The sequence below is a fragment of the Marinomonas sp. IMCC 4694 genome (assembly GCF_008122525.1).
Taxonomy (GTDB): Bacteria; Pseudomonadota; Gammaproteobacteria; order Pseudomonadales; family Marinomonadaceae; genus Marinomonas.
In genome coordinates this window covers 2314716-2332627 of the sequence record NZ_VSRV01000001.1, presented here as the reverse complement: position 1 = coordinate 2332627, position 17912 = coordinate 2314716, and the positions used below count along the sequence as shown (strand labels likewise).

Sequence of the window (17912 nt, the reverse complement as noted above, 5' to 3'; positions counted from 1 at the left end):
GAAAGCCCTTTTTTTGTGTCTAGGTTTAAGCGGCGTCAAGGAAAGGGTCGTAACGGATTTGATTGAGCCGTGTGACATCTCTTGTTACTTTAAAGCAGACTCGAAGGGCCAATGAGTGCATTGGTCTCCCTGGGTCATGTAATAGAATGGCCTAATAGGTTACTGAACTAGGGTCGTGCGCTCAATGACAAAAAATACAGGGGACACAATGCTCGATAAAACTAAAACCGGATTGATCGTGATTGATGTACAAGGCAAATTGGCAACCATCATGAACGACAGTGAGCCGCTTATCGCGAATCTTGTTAAGTTAGTCAAGGTGGCAAAGTTATTGAACTTGCCGATTTTATGGCTGGAACAAAACCCAGAAAAACTGGGAGAAACCTTGCCCATATTACGGGACGTGCTAAAAGAGCATCAACCCATCCCAAAATGGTCATTCAGTGCGTGTGGTGAGCCTGCGTTGGTCGACGCGGTTAAGCAAAGCCATGTCGATACCTGGCTTGTTTGCGGTATTGAAACACATGTTTGTGTGTACCAGACGTCACTGGATTTATTGGCTTTAGGTAAATCCGTTGAGTTGGTGAGTGACTGTGTTTCATCACGCACATTGGCGAATAAAACCTTGGCCCTAAACAAGCTCATTCGCAAAGGCGCTGACATCACCAGTTTGGAAATGTGTCTATTTGAATTGATGGGCGATTGCCGTACTGATGCGTTTAAAGGTGCGCTGAGTATCATTAAATAATGTGCCTTGACCCTTTGGCTTTGTGGTTTAATTCAGCAAGTCTTTTTCAACCAACATACATATCTTTTAGGTAGGCACCATGAATTTAGATAAATCTAAAAAACGTATCGCAAAAAAAGTCAAAATGGGCTTCAAAGGCTATCCTCAGTTATCTATTGCGTATTTCGCGACGACGGTAGAGATGGCCATCGACATGGCGTCAGAAGTGGTGGTGACCTTTACTTTAGAAGAAGGAGCCGAGCCTCAAGAGCAGCGCTTTGTGGGCCAGAGTGATGTTCGTGAAGACGAGGTGATTCAGTCGGCGTTAGTGAAAATCATGGAGCGAACCGAAGCGAAAACCGTTATAGAAGTGGCGGGTATGGCGCTTAAAAGCTAACAGTGTTGGTTTTTTGTGAGCTAACCACAAAGGTAAAAGTAATGATGTCAGCTAGAGGTGTCAGAATGAGCGTTTATATGGGTTTTTTATCCGTGTTGCTGTCCATTTTTTTAGTTGGCTGTACCGGCGCACCAAAAAATATTGACCCTGTTGCTCAGTTTCAACTGGAGCGTTATTTGGGCACCTGGTACGAAATTGCTCGTCAAGATCATGCTTTTGAAGAGGGTCTGTCAAATGTCACCGCAAGGTATTCCATGCGCCGTGATGGTGGCGTTGCGGTCGTAAACCGGGGGTATTCCGCCGATGATAAAGAATGGCGAGAGGCAGAAGGGCGCGCGTATTTTGTAAACTCGTCAACGATTGGTCATTTGAAAGTGTCTTTTTTTGGCCCATTTTATGGGGCTTATGTGATTTTTGAACTAGACAAGGCTGATTATCAATACGCGATGGTGTCAGGTCCGAACCGTGATTTTTTCTGGTTATTATCCAGAACGCCTACCATGCCAGAAGCCGTAAAACGTCGATTATTGGGTAAGGCTGAGGCTTTAGGTTTCTCAATGGACAAATTGGTTATTGTTGAGCAAGCGCCGTTGGTTAAAAATTAAGTACGCAGAGGGAAAAGCTCATAACGTAATGAGCGAGTACGTTCTGACTAAAAAAACGAGCATGTAATGGTGTGTTTAGCCTGCTCTGAATGGCAAACTTCCCTGTAGGCGTCAGAGTTTTGAATAAGCGAGTAATGTGTGTCTGAGTCTCGGCAAAGCGCAATGAAACGCTCGTGTTGTTGCTTAACCTGCTCTTGCGTTATGTCGTTTTGAGCGAATACATCTGGCTTATCTAAAGCGTTGGCTAACCTACTGTTTAAGGTTGTGGCCTTGCTTTTTTCAATCAGATAGGCAAGTTCATTTTGGCGACGTCGCACTTGATGACAATAGGCGCTGTTTGGGGTGGTTTCAAGGCATTGGGTGATGGCTTCGTTTAGCTGATTTTGCTCTGTTTCGTATCCGACTAATGCGTCACGAGTGCCTTTTGCTGTTGAATCGTCAGCGTCGATGGTCGTTCTGTCATTTAAGCGATTTTCGGCTTCTTTTAACAGGGCTTCTTTTGCCAAGCAGGCGGTTCCAAACGCCACTAAATTGTCGCCATAGACAAGTGGTATCGCTTGTAGGCTCATGACAATAATACCGATGTTAATGAGTGTTCGTATCATCTGAAAGTGCACCTTATCTAACTATATTTTATGGCACTTTACTGCCAGCAACCGGAGAAAAACAGTGAACACGGTGGATAATACGTACGGATTAGCGATACACCCCTTACGACATGCACTTTATGCCGAATTGCATTCGCGCCCTTTTCAGGTACTGCCAAGCCCAGCGAGAATCAGCTACCTTGCCGTGATGGTAAACCCAGACCAGAAACACCGTGAGTTTGAGCATTTTCGCACGCTCTATGAACATTTTAAAGGTACCCCACCGGAACACGATAGCGTGTGTTTTGAGGTGCAGTTTGGTGATTTTAAAATACGACGTGACAAACACCTTGAGTTTACGTCTTACATGATTACCTGCGAGCAGGTCGATGCAACATTGGGCTTTTTTGATCAAAATGCGCTGTCTTGTCTCCCCATGGACTGGCTGGCACACTTACCAGGCAAGGTTATTGCGGCTTTTCATGTGGCAGTGGAAGACGCACGAACCATTCCTGAGCCCGACCTTGCTTTGGTAAAAAGCCACTTTGAAGGCATGCGTCTGGTGGGCAGTCGACCACAAAATGGCGACGCGCAAGTTTGGACCAGCTTTCAGCTGCACAGTGATGGGTGCGGTCGCTTTTTGATTTACAACAAAAGCATGAGTGACAGCCAATTGGGGCGCATGGTACAGCGTGTGGTCGAAATAGAAACCTATCGTCTGATGGCGCTATTGGCGTTACCTACGGCGCGACAATACAACGCTGAGCTGGTCATCATGGACGAGAAACTTGCCCGTACTACCGGCAATTTGGCCGACCCAGGAGAAGCCTCAGACGCACAAACACTGCTCAGTGAATTGATTAAAATGGCGGCGTGGGTCGAAGCCGCCCGGGCGAAAACCTCGTTTCGATTCAGCGCTTCCCGTGCCTACCATGAACTGGTGTTAAAGCGCTTAAATGAACTTAAAGAAGACGAGGTTTCGGGCCATTTAACCGTAACTGAGTTTATGACGCGCCGTTTAACGCCAGCGGTGCGTACCTGTAACACCACGAACGAACATCTTGAAAATTTGTCTATGCGTATTGATAGGGTGTCCGACATGATGCGAACTCAGGTGGAAATGTCGATACAGTCTCAAAATCAGCAATTACTCACTTCTATGGATCGACGTTCAAAAATACAACTGGCCATGCAACACACAGTAGAAGGCTTGTCGGTGGCGGCGATCAGTTATTACAGTGTTGGCTTGTTGAAGTTCCTAATTGAAGCGGTGTATGACAAAGGGGTGAGTTTCGATAAAAGTTTGGTAATCGGTTTGTCTGTCCCCCTTGTTGTGGGCGGGGTATGGCTGGCGACGCGTAAAATACATAAGCGTTTTTTACAGCTTGCCAAGGCCAAAGACGAAAAAAACACGTAAGTTTAAGTAAGGCATTTCAGTTTTTGAAACGTATTTAGAACCCATTTAGAACGGAGTAAGTATTATGAATCGTCGAAAATTTCTCATCCAAACGGCTTGTGCCGTCGGCGTTGCCAATATGTTGCCTCTGTCTGCCAGTGTTAGCGCCTCGGCTCAGGCATCGAATGTAACGTTTGAAGTGGTTCGCACCGAAAAAGAATGGCGCGCCATGCTGTCGGATTTTGAATATCAAGTCATGCGAGAAGAAAGCACAGAGCGCGCGGGCACCAGTGCGTTGTTGAGTGAAAAACGCAAAGGGAATTATCATTGTAAAGGCTGCGATCTTGCTTTGTACCCTAGTCGTACAAAATATGAGAGCGGAACCGGATGGCCCAGTTTTTATGAAAGTTTACCTGATTCAATCGGTACAAAAGAAGACAAGGGGTTTTTCATGACACGCACCGAAGTGCATTGTCGTCGTTGTGGCAGTCACCTTGGACACATTTTTAACGATGGGCCACAGCCAACGGGATTACGTCATTGTTTAAATGGGGTTTCGTTGATCTTCAAACCGGCCTGAAGACAACATTATCGTGTCGATTTTTTAACAGAAACGACACGATAACATGGATAAGCCTGTCTTATTTTAATCAAACAAATCGTTAATCAGTTTGATACCGGCATCTTGCCCGCCCTGATTGTATGCATCTAATAAAGCCGATCCAAGAATAGCAACGTCAGCTTTGCCAATAAGTTGCTCGATTTGCGCTCGTTCCCGCAAGCCAAAACCCACGCCCATAGGGGCACTGGCGTGTTGTTTAATGTGCGCTAAGTAATCATCGAGGGAGGTGTTTTTGACTTTACCTTCGTGACTGGAGTGGCCCGTTACGCCAGAGCGTGCGACACAATACAAGAAACCACTGGCTTGGCTGGCCAACATTTCCAAACGTGCTGGTGGCGTGACGGGGGTGACCAACCATACAGGATCAATATTATTGGCTTTACATGCGGCTTGGTATGTTGCCGCTTGTTCAATGGGCAAATCCGGTAAAATCAACCCGATGACATGTTCTTCTGCTGCGCGTTTGGCCAATTTGTCGAGGCCAAAACGATACATGGGGTTTAAATAGCTCATTAACACAATACGGCTTTGCGTGTATTTTTTTGCCAGCGAACCCAGTTCAGACAAACACGTATCTACGTCTAATTCTTGCTCTAGCGCTTTATGGCACGCTGCCACGATACTTGGCCCATCGGCGACAGGATCTGAAAAAGGGAATTGTACTTCGATGAAATCCACACCTTCTTGCATCAGTCTTTCCATCCAATCCAAACTTTCTTGGACCGTTGGATAGCCATAAACCACATGCGTCATCGATAAAATGGGTTTTACTTGGCGTTTTTCATGAATAAAAGTGGCTAATTGGCTCATGCATTTTGCTCCTTGTGATCAGCGTGACTGGTTGGGTAAGCCGCTAAGTAATCAGTTAAAAACTGCGGGAAGGTTTCATCTTGCACGGCTTTGGCTACGTTGAAGATGTCTTTGTCACCACGACCAGATAAGTTGATCACAATCTTGCTGTCTTTCGGTAAATTTGGCGCATCTTTAAAGGCACCGGCTAAGGCGTGAGACGATTCCAGAGCGGGAATAATGCCTTCTTTTTTCAGCAATAAAGTACAAGCCGCGATGACATCGTCGTCCATCGCATAGGTCATTTGAATGCGACCAATTTCTGCTAAGTGCGCAATAATGGGTGATACGCCCACGTAGTCTAAGCCTGCGGCAATGGAATGTGTTTCTTGCAACTGGCCAGCTTTGTCTTGTAAAAACATGGTGGCAAAGCCTTGTGCGATACCGGGTTGACCTAAGTTATGAGACAAACGAATCGAATGCTCGCCAAGTTCTAGGCCTTTACCGCCGGCTTCAACGCCAACCATTTCTACTTCTTTATCATCTAAAAACGGTAGGAACAAACCGCAAGCATTTGAGCCGCCGCCGACACAAGCGTACAAGCGGTCTGGAAACTGACCGAATTGTGCAACACTTTGTTCGCGCACTTCGTTGCCAATCACCGATTGAAAAAACGCCACCATTTCAGGGAAGGGCGCACAACCACAAGACGTACCGATCAAATAGTGGCTATCTTCGTGGCTAGAAGACCAATCACGTAAAGCTTCGTCCAGCGCATCGCGAAGAGTCTGGGCGCCTGTTGTTACCGGTACCACGGTCGCACCAAGCTGCTTCATCCAAAATACGTTTGGATATTGGCGTTCGATGTCTTTTGCACCCATATAAATGGTGCATTCCAGACCTAAACGTGCCGCCACAAGGGCGGTTGCGATACCGTGTTGGCCTGCGCCTGTTTCCGCGATAACCCGTTTTTTGCCCATGCGTTTGACCAACAAACCTTGGCCAATGACGTTGTTCATTTTGTGAGCGCCGCTGTGATTTAAGTCTTCACGTTTTAAATAAATTTGTGCGCCACCGAAATGCTCCGTCAAATTGGCGCAAAACGTCAAAGGTGTGGGACGGCCAGAAAATTGCTGCCATTGTTTGTTCAACTCCGCGAGAAATTCAGGATCATTTTTCGCTTCTTCAAACGCATTAAGAATTTGTTGCTGGCTTGAATAAAGGATTTCAGGAATATAGCTACCGCCGTATTGCCCGTAGAAACCGTTCTCGCTTTGCATGATGTGTCTCCAATTAATTATTTAACTATACCGTTTAGTAAATTTAATGCGATGATAGGGCCACGTCAAGTGTTTCATCAAAGGAAATACCCTTTAAATTACTTTTATGAAGAGAACGTCATGGCACGTGGTAGACCCAGTAAGAAAGCGCACATTGTAACAGCAGCGAAAGGCTTATTCACTCAGCAGGGCTATCAAAGTACCAGTATTGATCAGGTAGTTATCACCGCTGCTGTGTCTAAACCCACGGTGTACAGTAATTTCCCGACCAAATTAGTCCTGTGGGAAAACGTCTTAACAGCTCTTACGGAGCAAGCCGAAAGTGACATGCAAACTTGCTTAATGGGTGTGCGAAAAGAAAAAGACACCAGCTTAATTACCGGCTGGGTACGTCTTTGGGAAACCTGGGTCGGCAAACCAGAGCGTCTTGCCGTGTACCGCATTTTATTAGGCGAACAGCACAAAATGCAGCCGTCTACATTTAGCCTCTTTGCTGAATTTGAATCTGTATTAGAAACCGTTTTATTGGAATGGATTGACGCGTTTTCAGTGTCATCGATGAATTTTTTTGCTTTAAAAGCGGTAAGTCGAGAAGCGTTATTGATGCCCACACTAATGAATCAGTCAATGATGAACAAGACGGATTTGGTGCATCAGCTGGATAGTTTACTGACATAAATCGAGCCTTTTATTCGCTAGTCTTGTAATGATAAACACAGGTAATGCGTTTGCATTGCTTACGTTTTGGCACTACAATTTTCAGTCATACATTCCGCAGAGAGATAGAGGTGATTATGGCTAATATTGCCTTAGAAACCGAGTCAACACTTACCGAACGTTTTCAAACAACCGTGCCTAGTTCTGTACGCCGTGCTCTTCATTTGAGTAAAAAAGATAAAATTCGGTATGTCATTCAAGCAGATGGCAATGTTTTGATGACAAAAGTCAAAACAATAGACGACGATCCCGTGATGAATAAGTTTTTGTCTTTTTTAGCGGATGACATGCAGCAGCATCCAGAAAATCTACAGCATCTGACAGCAAGCATGCGCAACACTGTGCAAAGTCTTATTGTGGGTGTTGAGATAGATTTGGATGCGCCCTTGTCTGATGAGGATGAGTAAGCTTGCCTGATAATTTTCCTATTGTCGTTAATGGTTGGACACTCTATGCCCATCCTTTGTTTGCTGAGCAATATTTTATTCTCAAAGACAAAGTGGAAGTATTGAAAAAGCAAGACCCTACGGGTTATGTAAAAAAAAATGCCACTAAGCGATTAGCCGCCATTCATAAGTTAGCATTTGAAATAATCCCACAAGATCCAACCAGTGCTGATTATCGTCAAGGAAAAACATTAGGTTATAATCATAAGCACTGGTTTCGTGCCAAATTTTTTCAGCAGTATCGCTTGTTTTTCAGATATCATGTCGAGTCAAAAATTATTATCTACGCTTGGGTTAATGACGAAGAAAATAAAAGAGCTTATGGTAGTAAAAAAGACGCCTACAAAGTTTTTTCTAAAATGCTTGAGTCAGGACATCCGCCAGATGATTGGGATGATCTTTTAAAAAGCACAACTCATTATTTCCCTAATTAAACCGCTGCAATTTGTTCTTCATTGTTTTCCTCCACTCGCCCTTTTTCCGCCCAGTACATAATAGCGATGGCCAGTGAGCCCATGATGACGAAGCCCCCTGAGATAGGCATTAAGGTGTTGTTGTACATTTGGCCAATGATGGTGCCTATGCTCATGGACATAATTGAAGATACCGAGCCGATGACGGCAGAGGCAATGCCGGCTACGTGTCCCATGGGTTCCATCGCGAGGGCGTTGACATTGCCGAATAATAAGCCAAAGCAGAAAAACAACACAGACGCGTAAACAAGAAACATCCACAGCTGAATGTCGACAACGGCATGCAAGGCAAAAAAGGCAATGGATATGAGAACGACGATGCAAATCGCGCGAAAGGCAAGGGTTTTTGCACCGTATTTTTCGACAATGCGTGAGTTAATTAAAGACGCAAAACCCAGTACTAGAGCGAGTAGCCCGAAATACAACGCAAACAGGTTACCGGTGTTGAATTGCACCTGAAAAATCTGCTGTGAAGAGTTCAAATACCCAATAAAACTGCCGAAAAACAAGCCCATACATACGGTGTAACTGGCGGTAATGCGATGGGTGATGACTTCTTTAAAGCCCTCGTAAAAGTCTTTTTTTGTAAAGGCGATACGGTTAGCTTTTGGTAAAGTTTCTTTTAAACGCAGGACAATCCAAACGATGATGCAGGTGGCATAGGCGAGGTACAATTCAAAGATACCGCGCCAATCTGACACAAACATAATGGCTTGGCCCAGTGTTGGGGCGATGGCAGGGACTAAGACGAAGATCATCATGACCAAGGACATAATGCGTGCCATCTTTGCGCCATGATACAAATCGCGTACCAAAGATATCGCACAAATATAGGGGCCAGCGACGCCAAGACCTTGAATAAAGCGACCAAGTAAGAGTGTTTCCAAACTGTTGGCTTGGTAGCATACCCAGGTGCCAACAAAATAGATCACGAAGCCACCAAACAGGATAGGACGACGCCCTAATGCGTCGGACAAAGGGCCGCAAATTAACTGACCAAGGGCCAATCCAAGAAACAGCATGCTGATCAATAGCTGGGGTTGATTTGCGGAGACGGCACCAAGCTCGTCCCCTATGATGCTCAGCGCTGGCAATAAAGCATCGATTGAGATGGCTGTGATCGACATCAGTAGCGCGACCAAAAGAGTAAACTCTTTTGGTCCCATACCCGAGGCGGATGTGTTGTTATGAGCATTTTCCATAAGATAGTCCAAAAAGTCTTGGGCGGGGCGGCAAGGTATTCACTGACTCAGAGAACGCGCTGCACAGCGTGATAAGGCGACGTTATTATACTGAGACTCAAAAAGGGTAGTGTGCATTTATGTGCACGAAATGAGGAAGTGAGTATGTCGTGGTTTAATCCTGATCATGGCTGAGTGCCGTGTGGGTCTAATCCGCTAATTGACAGAAAGCATTACGTTTTCTGACCAGGTTATCGCGTCTAAAAATGCGTTGTTTAAAGCGGTTCTTTGATCCGCAGGCAGGGTTTGAATGCTTTGCCAGTTTTGCTCTTCCACATACAGTGCTTGTTTTAGATACCCACCAAGTTCGCCCGAAAACGTCAATATGGCGTCTCGAGAGGGCTTGTCTAAGGCAATTTCCGTTAATACGACCTGTTTTTCAACATGAAAAACAGCATCAATACCCGACATAAGCCCGACCATAAAAGCCGCGTCGATAAGAGGAGAGTGATTGTGTTCGGCAATCAGCTGACAACATCGCGCGCGGGTGAGAAGGATTTTCAACAAGGCTCTTGGTTGCTTGGTTGATGAGGTTAACGTAATGAGTAACGCCCACTTTTTTAATTGCGTGAGCCCCAAAAACACAATGGCTTCTTTTATGCTCGTAACGGTTTTGTTGATGCCACACAGCGGGCTATTTAATATGCGTAACAATTGATAAGACAACTTGGGATGAATGCTGACTAGGTGAGTGACTTCATCGATGCTGATGTTGTCATTCTGCAGTGCGTTAACAAGCTCGATCGCGCTGTGTGTAGCCGAGTCAATTTTTCTTCCCTTAATGATGGTCGGGCGTTGTAAAAAATACCCCTGAAACAAGTCAAAGCCAAAGGACATGCACTGTTCAAGCATGCTCAAAGACTCTACTTTTTCAGCCAGTAAGGTGAGCCCTCTGGCTTTGAGTTGGGCTATTTGCTGACGATATTGATCGGGAGGGGTGGCGAGCACGTCGACTTTAATAATGGAGACAAAAGGCAAGATAGCGTCGTAGTCTTCAGTGAATTGGTAGTCGTCTAAAACAAATCGATAACCGATGGTGTGCCACTTTTTCACCACTTCAATGAATTCAGGAGTGATGGTTTGGTTTTCAAGGATTTCTATGTAAACCGTGTTGGGGTTAATCGGGAAAAACGCATCAGACATCATCAAGTCGGCGGTTATGTTGATGAAGAAGGGTTTGTTCAGTTGAGATCGCAGCTCAGTGATACCAATACACAAATTCACCAAGACTTGGCTGGTTGCCGCGTCCCCGTCGCCTTCAAGAAAGTCAGCAAAAAGTGCATTTTTCCCACGAAATAAAAGTTCATAGCCAAATGTATGTTTTTTCCTGTCGATAATGGGCTGTTGAGCCATCATTAAGTCGTCTAATACTGTAGAGAAGCTGACCATACGTAAACCTTTAGGTTGAATTTCCATATACATTCAGCGATGAAATCATGTAAAAGTGTGGTGATCAAACCTTAAACTGTTGCTTTTTGTTACTTGTGTCTAAGGTTTTACGAATGGTGTTTTTTGTAAGGCTGTTAGTGGGGGGCAAGCTTCTATACGAAAACATTCGTCTTATAAAAATACCTTATGCCCCCAACCTATAAGCGTTTATTACAGTAAGCGCGGGATACATAGCGTTACAAATTTTTTCTGCGTTTTAGACGGTGTTTTTTGTAGCATGTGTGATCATTTTGCCTATAAAGAGACTGTCCTACGATGTCGTCAAGCGCTCTAATCAAATACAAAGGGGCTCTTTTTCTGTTTCTTTTTGGCCTTTTCATCACAGGTCTTCTTGGCCACAAAATCCAACGCGATAACGTCACACAAGTTCAAGCAGAGCTCCAGGAGTCGCTTGATTTCATGGAGGAAAATGTCGTTGCTCACATGGAAATGTATCAATATGGTCTAATGGGCGTGCGAGGTGCTTTGTTTGCCGTTGCAGAAAGCAACCTAAGCCGGGATGTTTTTTATCGTTACAACTTAACCCGTGACATCGATAATGAGTTTCCAGGAGCACTTGGTTTTGGTTTTATTCGCCGAGTGCCCGCTGATAAAATAGCGCCATTTCTCGCCAAAGCAAAAGCAGACGGCAGAGCCGATTTTCGTGTTAAAGAGCTATCACCTAACGCGGGCGAGCGTTATGTTATTGAATATATTGAACCCGTAGCGCGAAATTTTGCGGCCCTTGGCCTTGATATCGCATCAGAACCAAACCTTTATCAGACGGCGTATTCTGCCATGCAAAGTGGTGAGGTGAGGCTAACAGGGCCCATTACTTTAGTTCAGCCAGATGGAAGTGGAAGGCGATCTTTTTTGATGCTACTGCCATTATATCGAGATATTACGCTCCCAAACAGTGTCGCAGAACGTGAGGCTCAGGCGTTTGGGTGGAGTTATGCCCCATTGATCATCGATGATGTGCTCGCTGATGTGGGAATATTAGACAATGATCATTTTGTCCTCGACATATACGATGTTACTGACCCAAGTGCACCGGAGCGGTTATTTAGTAACAACGCGTTAAACGCGCAAGGGGCGAACGCCGTTATAGCGACAGTGCGTGTTTACGGTCGAGATTGGCAGTTTGATTTAACCGCAACACCGACATTTTTTGAAAACGCCAATCTGTTGTCTCCCCTTTTGGTTGGGATTTTGGGCAGTATCGCGGCCTTTATTATGGCGCTGTTAGCCGGCTTTATGGAAGCCAATTACAATCACAAACGGGGTTTTACTAAGCAGCGAGATAGGCTCGCCGCTCTGGTGGAGAGTTCTGCCGATGGCATTATTGCGCTGTCATTGGACGGCACCGTAAAAAGCTGGAACAAAGCCGCTGAGCAGCTTTTTGGTTACACCAATGAAGAAGCGATAAACAAAGATATCACTCAACTGATCATAGCAACGCCGTTTAGGCATGAGCATTCTGTTCAGTTGAAGCTCGTTGCTCTGGGTGAATCTCTTAGCAGCGTTCATACACTTAGATACAAAAAAGACGGCTCCTCTATTGATGTTTCTATCACGCTTTCGCCTATTTATTCTGATGAGGGTGTGGTGGTGGCCGCATCTAAAACGGTGCGTGATATTTCCGCGCAAAAAGTCGCCGAGGCTAAAGTTCGTGAGCTGAATGAAAGCTTGGAATATCAGGTGTTTGAACGAACCAGTGAAATAGCAAGCCTGAACACCTTGTTTGAAAATGTCCTAATGGCGGCATCGGATTTTGCTATTATAGCCACTGATTTAGAGGGCAATATTCAGTTATTTAATCGCGGCGCTGAGCATCTTTTAGGCTACCAAGCTGAGGACATGGTAGGTAAAAAAACGCCCTTGGTTTTTCATTCACAAAAAGAGCTGACAGACCGCTATGCTTCCTCATTTGATCAACCGAACGCTGGACCGATTCAAGACTTTCAAATTCTCTTATTGATGGCACACAAAAACAGTGAATACCAAGAGTGGCATTATCTACATAAAGATGGCCACGTTATTGACGTTAAACTTGTTCTGACACAGATGCTCGATGCGAAAGGTAAAATCAGCGGCTACTTGTTTATTGCGGTGGACATTACGGAGCAAAAACGAAAGCACATTGAACTGCTGACGACGCAAAGACAACTGCTTAGCCGAACAGAGCAGTTAATGATGGTGTACTATGTGGCTGAGCTGGGCATTTGGGAATGGGTATTAGAAGACAGTTCTCTCATCTGGAATAACAAAATGTTTGAGTTTTATGAACAGCCCACCTCACTAAATCAGAGTGAGTTAAACTATTCTCATTGGGAATCCAGAATACACCCTGAAGATCGACAATTAACCGCGACCCAATTAAATGATGCTGTAATGGGTAAAGGGGATTTTAATACAGTTTTTAGATTATTGCTCCCTAGCGGTCAGCTTCGTTACATTCAAGGGGGGGCTTACATTCAGCGTAATGCGGAGGGAGAAGCGTTAAGAGTCGTGGGGATTAATCGTGACATTACGGCCCAGCGTGAATTTGAATTTAAGCTGCGTGAATCTAAAAACATTGCGGATACGGCCAATGCCGCCAAGTCGATGTTTTTAGCCAATATGAGCCATGAAATTAGAACACCGATGAACGCGGTTTTGGGCATGCTTCAGTTGATCAGAACAACGGAGCTGTCCATGCAACAAAACAGTTATGCCGATAAAGCACAAATTGCAGCGCAGTCTTTATTAAAGTTGATCGACGATATTTTAGATTTTTCAAAAATTGAATCCGACAAGCTAGAACTTGAAAAATACCCATTTACAACAGAAGATCTGTTGAATGAACTTGCCGCTGTGCTGACGCCAAATTTAGGCAATAAAAACGTGGAGCTTCTTTTTGATATTGATCCTCTGCTACCAGATCGTTTTGAAGGGGACAGGCAGCGATTGCAGCAAGTGTTGATTAATCTTGCCAACAACGCCATCAAGTTTACTGATCATGGTGAGATTATCGTTAAAATTGAACGCTTGCAGTTACAAGACACGGCCTGTTTAGTGCGCTTTAATGTTATGGATACTGGGATTGGGATAAGCCAAACTCAGCAACAGACTGTGTTTGATATTTTTACTCAATCAGAAGTCTCCACATCGAGAAAATATGGTGGTTCAGGCCTTGGCCTTGCAATCAGTAAACGCATTGTCTTACTTATGGGTAGCGAAATACAATTGCAAAGCGAAGTCGGTAAGGGGAGTCACTTTTGGTTTGATGTAGCGCTTTGTGTTGCTGATGCTAGTTCTATCAAAGAGAAAGCCTCTCCTTTTTTAAGTCAGGATAAAAACGTGCTCATCGTCAACACGAATGACATCTGTTTGAGCATATTAAAAAGCACGGTAGAGCAATACGGGCCAAACGTTGTGATGGCCCGTTCTGGTGAAAAAGCAGTGCAACAAATAGACAGCAGTATCGCGAAAAAAAACCATGCCTCAGGCTGTGCTTATAGAATATCAAATGCAGGGTATCAGTGGTTTAGAGGCCACACAGCAGATTAAATCCAGACCCGAAGCAAAAGACACTCCTGTGTTTATTATGGTGACAGAGCTGAAACGAGAAGAGCTCATTAAACAGCTTAATAACACACCGATGCCTTGTGTAACCTATGTGTCTAAACCTATTACGCCTCATCAAATACCCATGATGTTAGATCGTACACTTTCAGATGGCTGCTCAGCCAGCCCTAATAGCATCAAACCCACTCTCAGTGCTTTTCCTTTAAAAGGGATACGGCTATTGCTGGTTGAAGATAACGAGTTTAATCGCATTATAGCCTCAGAATTGTTAGAGCATGAGGGCGCGATAGTCGATATTGCCATTGGAGGACAAGAAGGAATAAATAGTGTAGTAGAGGGCTTTCAAAAGTATGACCTTGTGCTAATGGATATGCAGATGCCCGTTATTGATGGGCTAGAAGCGACAAGACAAATTCGTGCAAACGCTCGGTTTTCCGATTTACCGATTATTGCAATGACGGCCAACGTGTCATTATCAGACAAAGAAAACTGCTTAAACGCCGGTATGAATGGGCACATCGGAAAGCCTTTTGTTCTCACCAAAGTGATCGAGACTATTTTGTCTTATACACAGCCGAATGCAGTCGTTTCCATTCAAGCATCCGTATTAAATCACCGTGAAGAGAATCCATTAGCGCCCCGTTCTACACAGAATATGGATTCAGAGAACATCATTGTTTTAAACAAGAAAAACGACTCAATAGTGAAGACACTTGAGCCTGTTTTCAGTGAGTCCGCGTTACATGGTATCCAATTTAAACAAAAGACATTGGAAACACTGCTTGAACCCTTAAGCTGTGATGCGGCTTTTTACGAGCGTTTATTAGGTATTTTTGAACAAAATTTCACTCATCTAATGCTTACCCTACAAGAAAAAATTGATCAAAAAGCTTACCAAGAAGCAGCGGCTGTGCTCCATTCACTGAAAGGCAGCTCTGGCACCATCGGCCTAACCACCCTTCATGGCGTCCTTTGTGAGGCAGAAAGCCAACTTAATCAATCTCAACAAGCGTCTGACGCAACCCCAAACCCTCTTTTCACAGACCTTGTTCAGCGTCTACGTAATATTGCCACCCATGAATTAACCCTCATTTACCCGCTTTTACCCGGCAGGGCGGAATAACCAAACCAGCGCCAAAAAGGCTTTTATGCCGTAGAGTTTCACTTAGGTTAAATCGTTATTCTGTTACATTACTGTGAATAGTTCGTTGTTTAAATTCGCTGACTACGCGTTGCGTTGATTACTTTGTAATAATTTGTTGCACTGCCTCTCTGGCGGTGGCTTTGTTAAACGTTAAACTGCACAATACAAGCGTTTTCATATTATTTACTCATTACCTCTTTTAAGGAAAATTAAATGATGCTTAACCGAGCATTAAATCAAACTGCATGGGCCGCGTTGGTACTTGTGTTTCTTTCTGGTTGTTCGAGTGTGTCGAGTTATGACCCAGTGGCCTTAAATTGCGATGATCGTTACACCCAGTGTGCACCCATTGTTGAATCGGTGAAAAAAATGGCGCCGGTCTCTGATAAAACGATGATCGAGCCGCAAAACACAACGCAAGTGTCTTCCACAGGAGCTGTGTCTAACGATAAGGTCATTTTAAAAGCCAAGGCCGCGTCTGTAGTCATTCCTGTGATTAAACCGATGTTATTTGATTTCGATCAGTCGGTAACAAGCAGTGCCTATGTTCGGGATGTGGCTCGTTTTTTGATGGCGAACTCGACTGCGGTTGTTACGCTGCATGGCTACACGGACCCTATTGGCAGCGAGCGTTATAACAGAGCGCTGTCTTACCAGCGTGCTGACACAATTCGTCAGCGCTTACGTAATGCTGGAGTGTCTGCACAGCAAGTACGAGTGGAAGCACATGGTGAAAATAACCTCGTTGTGCCTGAATCAAGGTCGCAAACCCTCTCAAGAGCAGCGTTAATTCGTCAGTATGCCCCTAACCGACGCGTTGAGATTAGCTTCAGTCTGCTCGATTCTGCTTATTAATCTAACGTATTTATTCAAAAACTGATTTTTAAAGGAAATACCATGGCGACTTACCCTATTTTTGGTAAAACCGTACTGGCGATGCTTGTAGCTGCCACAGTCGCGGGATGCTCAATCACCCCCAATCGTTTGACCAATAATGATGTGATGGCGAATGCCCATGAGAACACGGTTTTATTGGAACAAGACCTGGCACCTATTGTGGGTCCGATTGACCTCAATGAAGCCTTTGCTCGAACCATTAAATACAACCGCGATGCACGTTTAAGAGCGTTTGAAGCGGTGGTATCACAAGGCCAGTTAGCGGTTGATCGCTTTGATATGTTGCCAGAGTTAGCGGCGCAAGCCGGTTATAGCCGCCGCAGCAATTACGCCGCATCCGCGTCGGTAACTTTTTCTGGTGATGAGCCATCTAGCCTTGGGAATAACCCTAGCTATTCCGTGTCGTCTGATAAAAACACGGTGAACGCCAGTATTGGCGCGACCTGGGATGTGCTGGACTTTGGTTTATCTTATTACCGAGCCAAACAGCAAGCGGATCGTTTTTTAATCTCCAAAGAGCGTGAGCGCAAAGTGGTGCACAGCATCATGGAACAATCTCGCCGTGCCTATTACCGAGCGGTGTCGGCTGAGCGTTTGCTGACTAAAATTACACCGCTGATTATCAAGGCTCGCGGTGCGTTGGCTGATTCTGCGAGAATAGAGCAACTCAGAACGCAGTCCCCGATGGAAGCGCTGACGTATCAGCGCGCCTTGTTGGAATCATTACGTACCCTGCAAGATATTCGTAAAGATTTGGTGCCAGCGAAGTCTGAATTGGCGACGTTAATGGGCTTGAATCCTTCCACCGAATTTGAACTCGCCGATGTGTCAAACCCGAATTTCACTACCCCTTCGTTTTCGTTAAATATGGCGGACATGGAGCGCACCGCCTTGGTGTTGAGACCTGAACTAAGAGAGGCTCAATATCAAGAGCGCATTACTCAAGAGGAAGTGCATTCGGCGTTTTTGTCGCTGTTTCCAAGCCTGAGCTTGAGCGCGGGTCTGAATTATAACGATTCTGACTACCTGCGTTATAACGACTGGACATCCACCGGTGTCGGCATCAACTGGAACCTAATGAACGTGTTCCGCTATGGCAGCATTGATAAGCTCAATAACCTCAAAATCGCTGCCAGCAAACAGCAAGCCTTGGCCATGTCTATGTCGGTGATTTCACAGGTTCACATTGCGGATTTACAATTAAAAGAAGCCAATGACACTTATGCGCTTGCCGACCAATATTTTGACGTGGCGCAGCGCATCCAAAACCAAGTCGATTCTAACCGCGCGGCCCAGCAGATCGGAGAATTGACGGTAATACGTGAAGATCTTAATGCTTTATTAGCCGAGTTACGCCGTGACGTAGCCTACGCAGATTTGCAAAATAACTTCGGTAAAGTGCTGGTTTCTATGGGCTTGGACCCCTTACCAGAAGGATTTGGAAGCATGGATTTAGACCAATTGTCCAACGCCTTTGACACCATGTTTGCCCACTGGGAACGGGGTGACATCGCCTACGTGTCTGAAGACAACATGCAAGCGGCGTTAACGGCTCATACCACAGAACAATAGGGTTTGGTGGCTAAGGTGATG

At 45.0% G+C, this 17912-nt stretch carries 17 protein-coding genes; 12 read left to right on the top strand and 5 right to left on the bottom strand.

The window, feature by feature from the left end; all coding sequences use genetic code 11:
- Positions 1-208: 208 nt before the first annotated feature.
- The 3 genes from FXV75_RS10530 to FXV75_RS10520 all read left to right on the top strand — a co-directional run bounded on the left by FXV75_RS10530 (position 209) and on the right by FXV75_RS10520 (position 1729).
- Entirely contained in the window at positions 209-748 is a 540-nt protein-coding gene (locus FXV75_RS10530) for a hydrolase (protein WP_148833224.1), read from the top strand.
- Positions 749-827: 79 nt separating this feature from the next.
- Entirely contained in the window at positions 828-1124 is a 297-nt protein-coding gene (locus tag FXV75_RS10525; protein WP_148833222.1) for a hypothetical protein, read from the top strand.
- 65 nt (positions 1125-1189) lie between these two features.
- Complete coding sequence (locus tag FXV75_RS10520; RefSeq protein WP_222863123.1) at positions 1190-1729, top strand: lipocalin family protein; 540 nt, start codon at positions 1190-1192, stop codon at positions 1727-1729.
- 47 nt (positions 1730-1776) lie between these two features.
- On the opposite strand, the gene FXV75_RS10515 is transcribed toward FXV75_RS10520, so the two are convergent.
- Positions 1777-2334, bottom strand: a complete 558-nt coding sequence (locus FXV75_RS10515; protein WP_148833220.1) for a hypothetical protein — start codon at positions 2332-2334, stop codon at positions 1777-1779.
- 64 nt (positions 2335-2398) lie between these two features.
- Here FXV75_RS10515 and FXV75_RS10510 point away from each other — a divergent pair, with 64 nt between their 5' ends.
- A complete protein-coding gene (locus tag FXV75_RS10510) occupies positions 2399-3733 on the top strand; it encodes a DUF3422 family protein (protein WP_148833218.1) in 1335 nt (444 codons plus the stop codon).
- A 64-nt stretch (positions 3734-3797) separates the two neighbouring features.
- Positions 3798-4292 (top strand): peptide-methionine (R)-S-oxide reductase MsrB, encoded by a 495-nt coding sequence (gene msrB / locus FXV75_RS10505; RefSeq protein WP_148833216.1) that lies wholly within the window; start codon positions 3798-3800, stop codon positions 4290-4292.
- Positions 4293-4358: 66 nt separating this feature from the next.
- On the opposite strand, the gene trpA is transcribed toward msrB, so the two are convergent.
- Both trpA and trpB read right to left on the bottom strand, forming a co-directional pair.
- Positions 4359-5144, bottom strand: a complete 786-nt coding sequence (trpA, locus tag FXV75_RS10500) for a tryptophan synthase subunit alpha (protein WP_148833214.1) — start codon at positions 5142-5144, stop codon at positions 4359-4361.
- Complete coding sequence (trpB, locus tag FXV75_RS10495) at positions 5141-6403, bottom strand: tryptophan synthase subunit beta (protein WP_148833212.1); 1263 nt, start codon at positions 6401-6403, stop codon at positions 5141-5143. The genes trpA and trpB overlap by 4 nt, the downstream gene beginning before the upstream one ends.
- Positions 6404-6523: 120 nt before the next feature.
- On the opposite strand from trpB, the gene FXV75_RS10490 reads away from it, so the two are divergent.
- From FXV75_RS10490 to FXV75_RS10480, 3 genes are all read left to right on the top strand, one after another.
- Positions 6524-7081 carry a TetR/AcrR family transcriptional regulator gene (locus FXV75_RS10490; protein WP_148833210.1) on the top strand — a complete coding sequence of 186 codons (558 nt, stop codon included), beginning with the start codon at positions 6524-6526 and terminating at the stop codon, positions 7079-7081.
- Between the two features lie 116 nt (positions 7082-7197).
- The gene (locus FXV75_RS10485; protein WP_148833208.1) at positions 7198-7527 is read left to right on the top strand and encodes a type II toxin-antitoxin system PrlF family antitoxin; all 330 of its coding nucleotides are present in this window, start codon (positions 7198-7200) and stop codon (positions 7525-7527) included.
- A gap of 2 nt (positions 7528-7529) precedes the next feature.
- Positions 7530-8000, top strand: a complete 471-nt coding sequence (locus FXV75_RS10480) for a type II toxin-antitoxin system YhaV family toxin (RefSeq protein WP_222863122.1) — start codon at positions 7530-7532, stop codon at positions 7998-8000.
- Here the strand turns inward: FXV75_RS10480 and FXV75_RS10475 are convergent.
- Positions 7997-9241, bottom strand: coding sequence for a multidrug effflux MFS transporter (locus FXV75_RS10475; protein ID WP_148833206.1), 1245 nt, complete (start codon positions 9239-9241; stop codon positions 7997-7999). The two genes, FXV75_RS10480 and FXV75_RS10475, sit on opposite strands and share 4 nt — an antisense overlap.
- A 195-nt stretch (positions 9242-9436) precedes the next feature.
- The gene (locus FXV75_RS10470; protein WP_262368528.1) at positions 9437-10696 is read right to left on the bottom strand and encodes an EAL and HDOD domain-containing protein; all 1260 of its coding nucleotides are present in this window, start codon (positions 10694-10696) and stop codon (positions 9437-9439) included.
- Between the two features lie 432 nt (positions 10697-11128).
- Here FXV75_RS10470 and FXV75_RS10465 point away from each other — a divergent pair, with 432 nt between their 5' ends.
- The 4 genes from FXV75_RS10465 (at position 11129) to FXV75_RS10450 (ending at position 17891) form a co-directional block, all read left to right on the top strand.
- Positions 11129-14260, top strand: coding sequence for a CHASE domain-containing protein (locus FXV75_RS10465; RefSeq protein WP_187424879.1), 3132 nt, complete (start codon positions 11129-11131; stop codon positions 14258-14260).
- On the top strand, positions 14220-15401 hold the full coding sequence (locus FXV75_RS10460) for a response regulator (RefSeq protein ID WP_187424878.1): 1182 nt from the start codon (positions 14220-14222) through the stop codon (positions 15399-15401). Before FXV75_RS10465 ends, FXV75_RS10460 begins: the two co-directional genes overlap by 41 nt.
- Positions 15402-15635: 234 nt before the next feature.
- Positions 15636-16277, top strand: coding sequence for an OmpA family protein (locus FXV75_RS10455; RefSeq protein WP_148833200.1), 642 nt, complete (start codon positions 15636-15638; stop codon positions 16275-16277).
- A gap of 42 nt (positions 16278-16319) precedes the next feature.
- Positions 16320-17891: a TolC family protein gene (locus FXV75_RS10450; RefSeq protein WP_148833198.1), complete on the top strand. Its 1572-nt coding sequence runs from the start codon at positions 16320-16322 to the stop codon at positions 17889-17891.
- Positions 17892-17912: the final 21 nt, after the last annotated feature.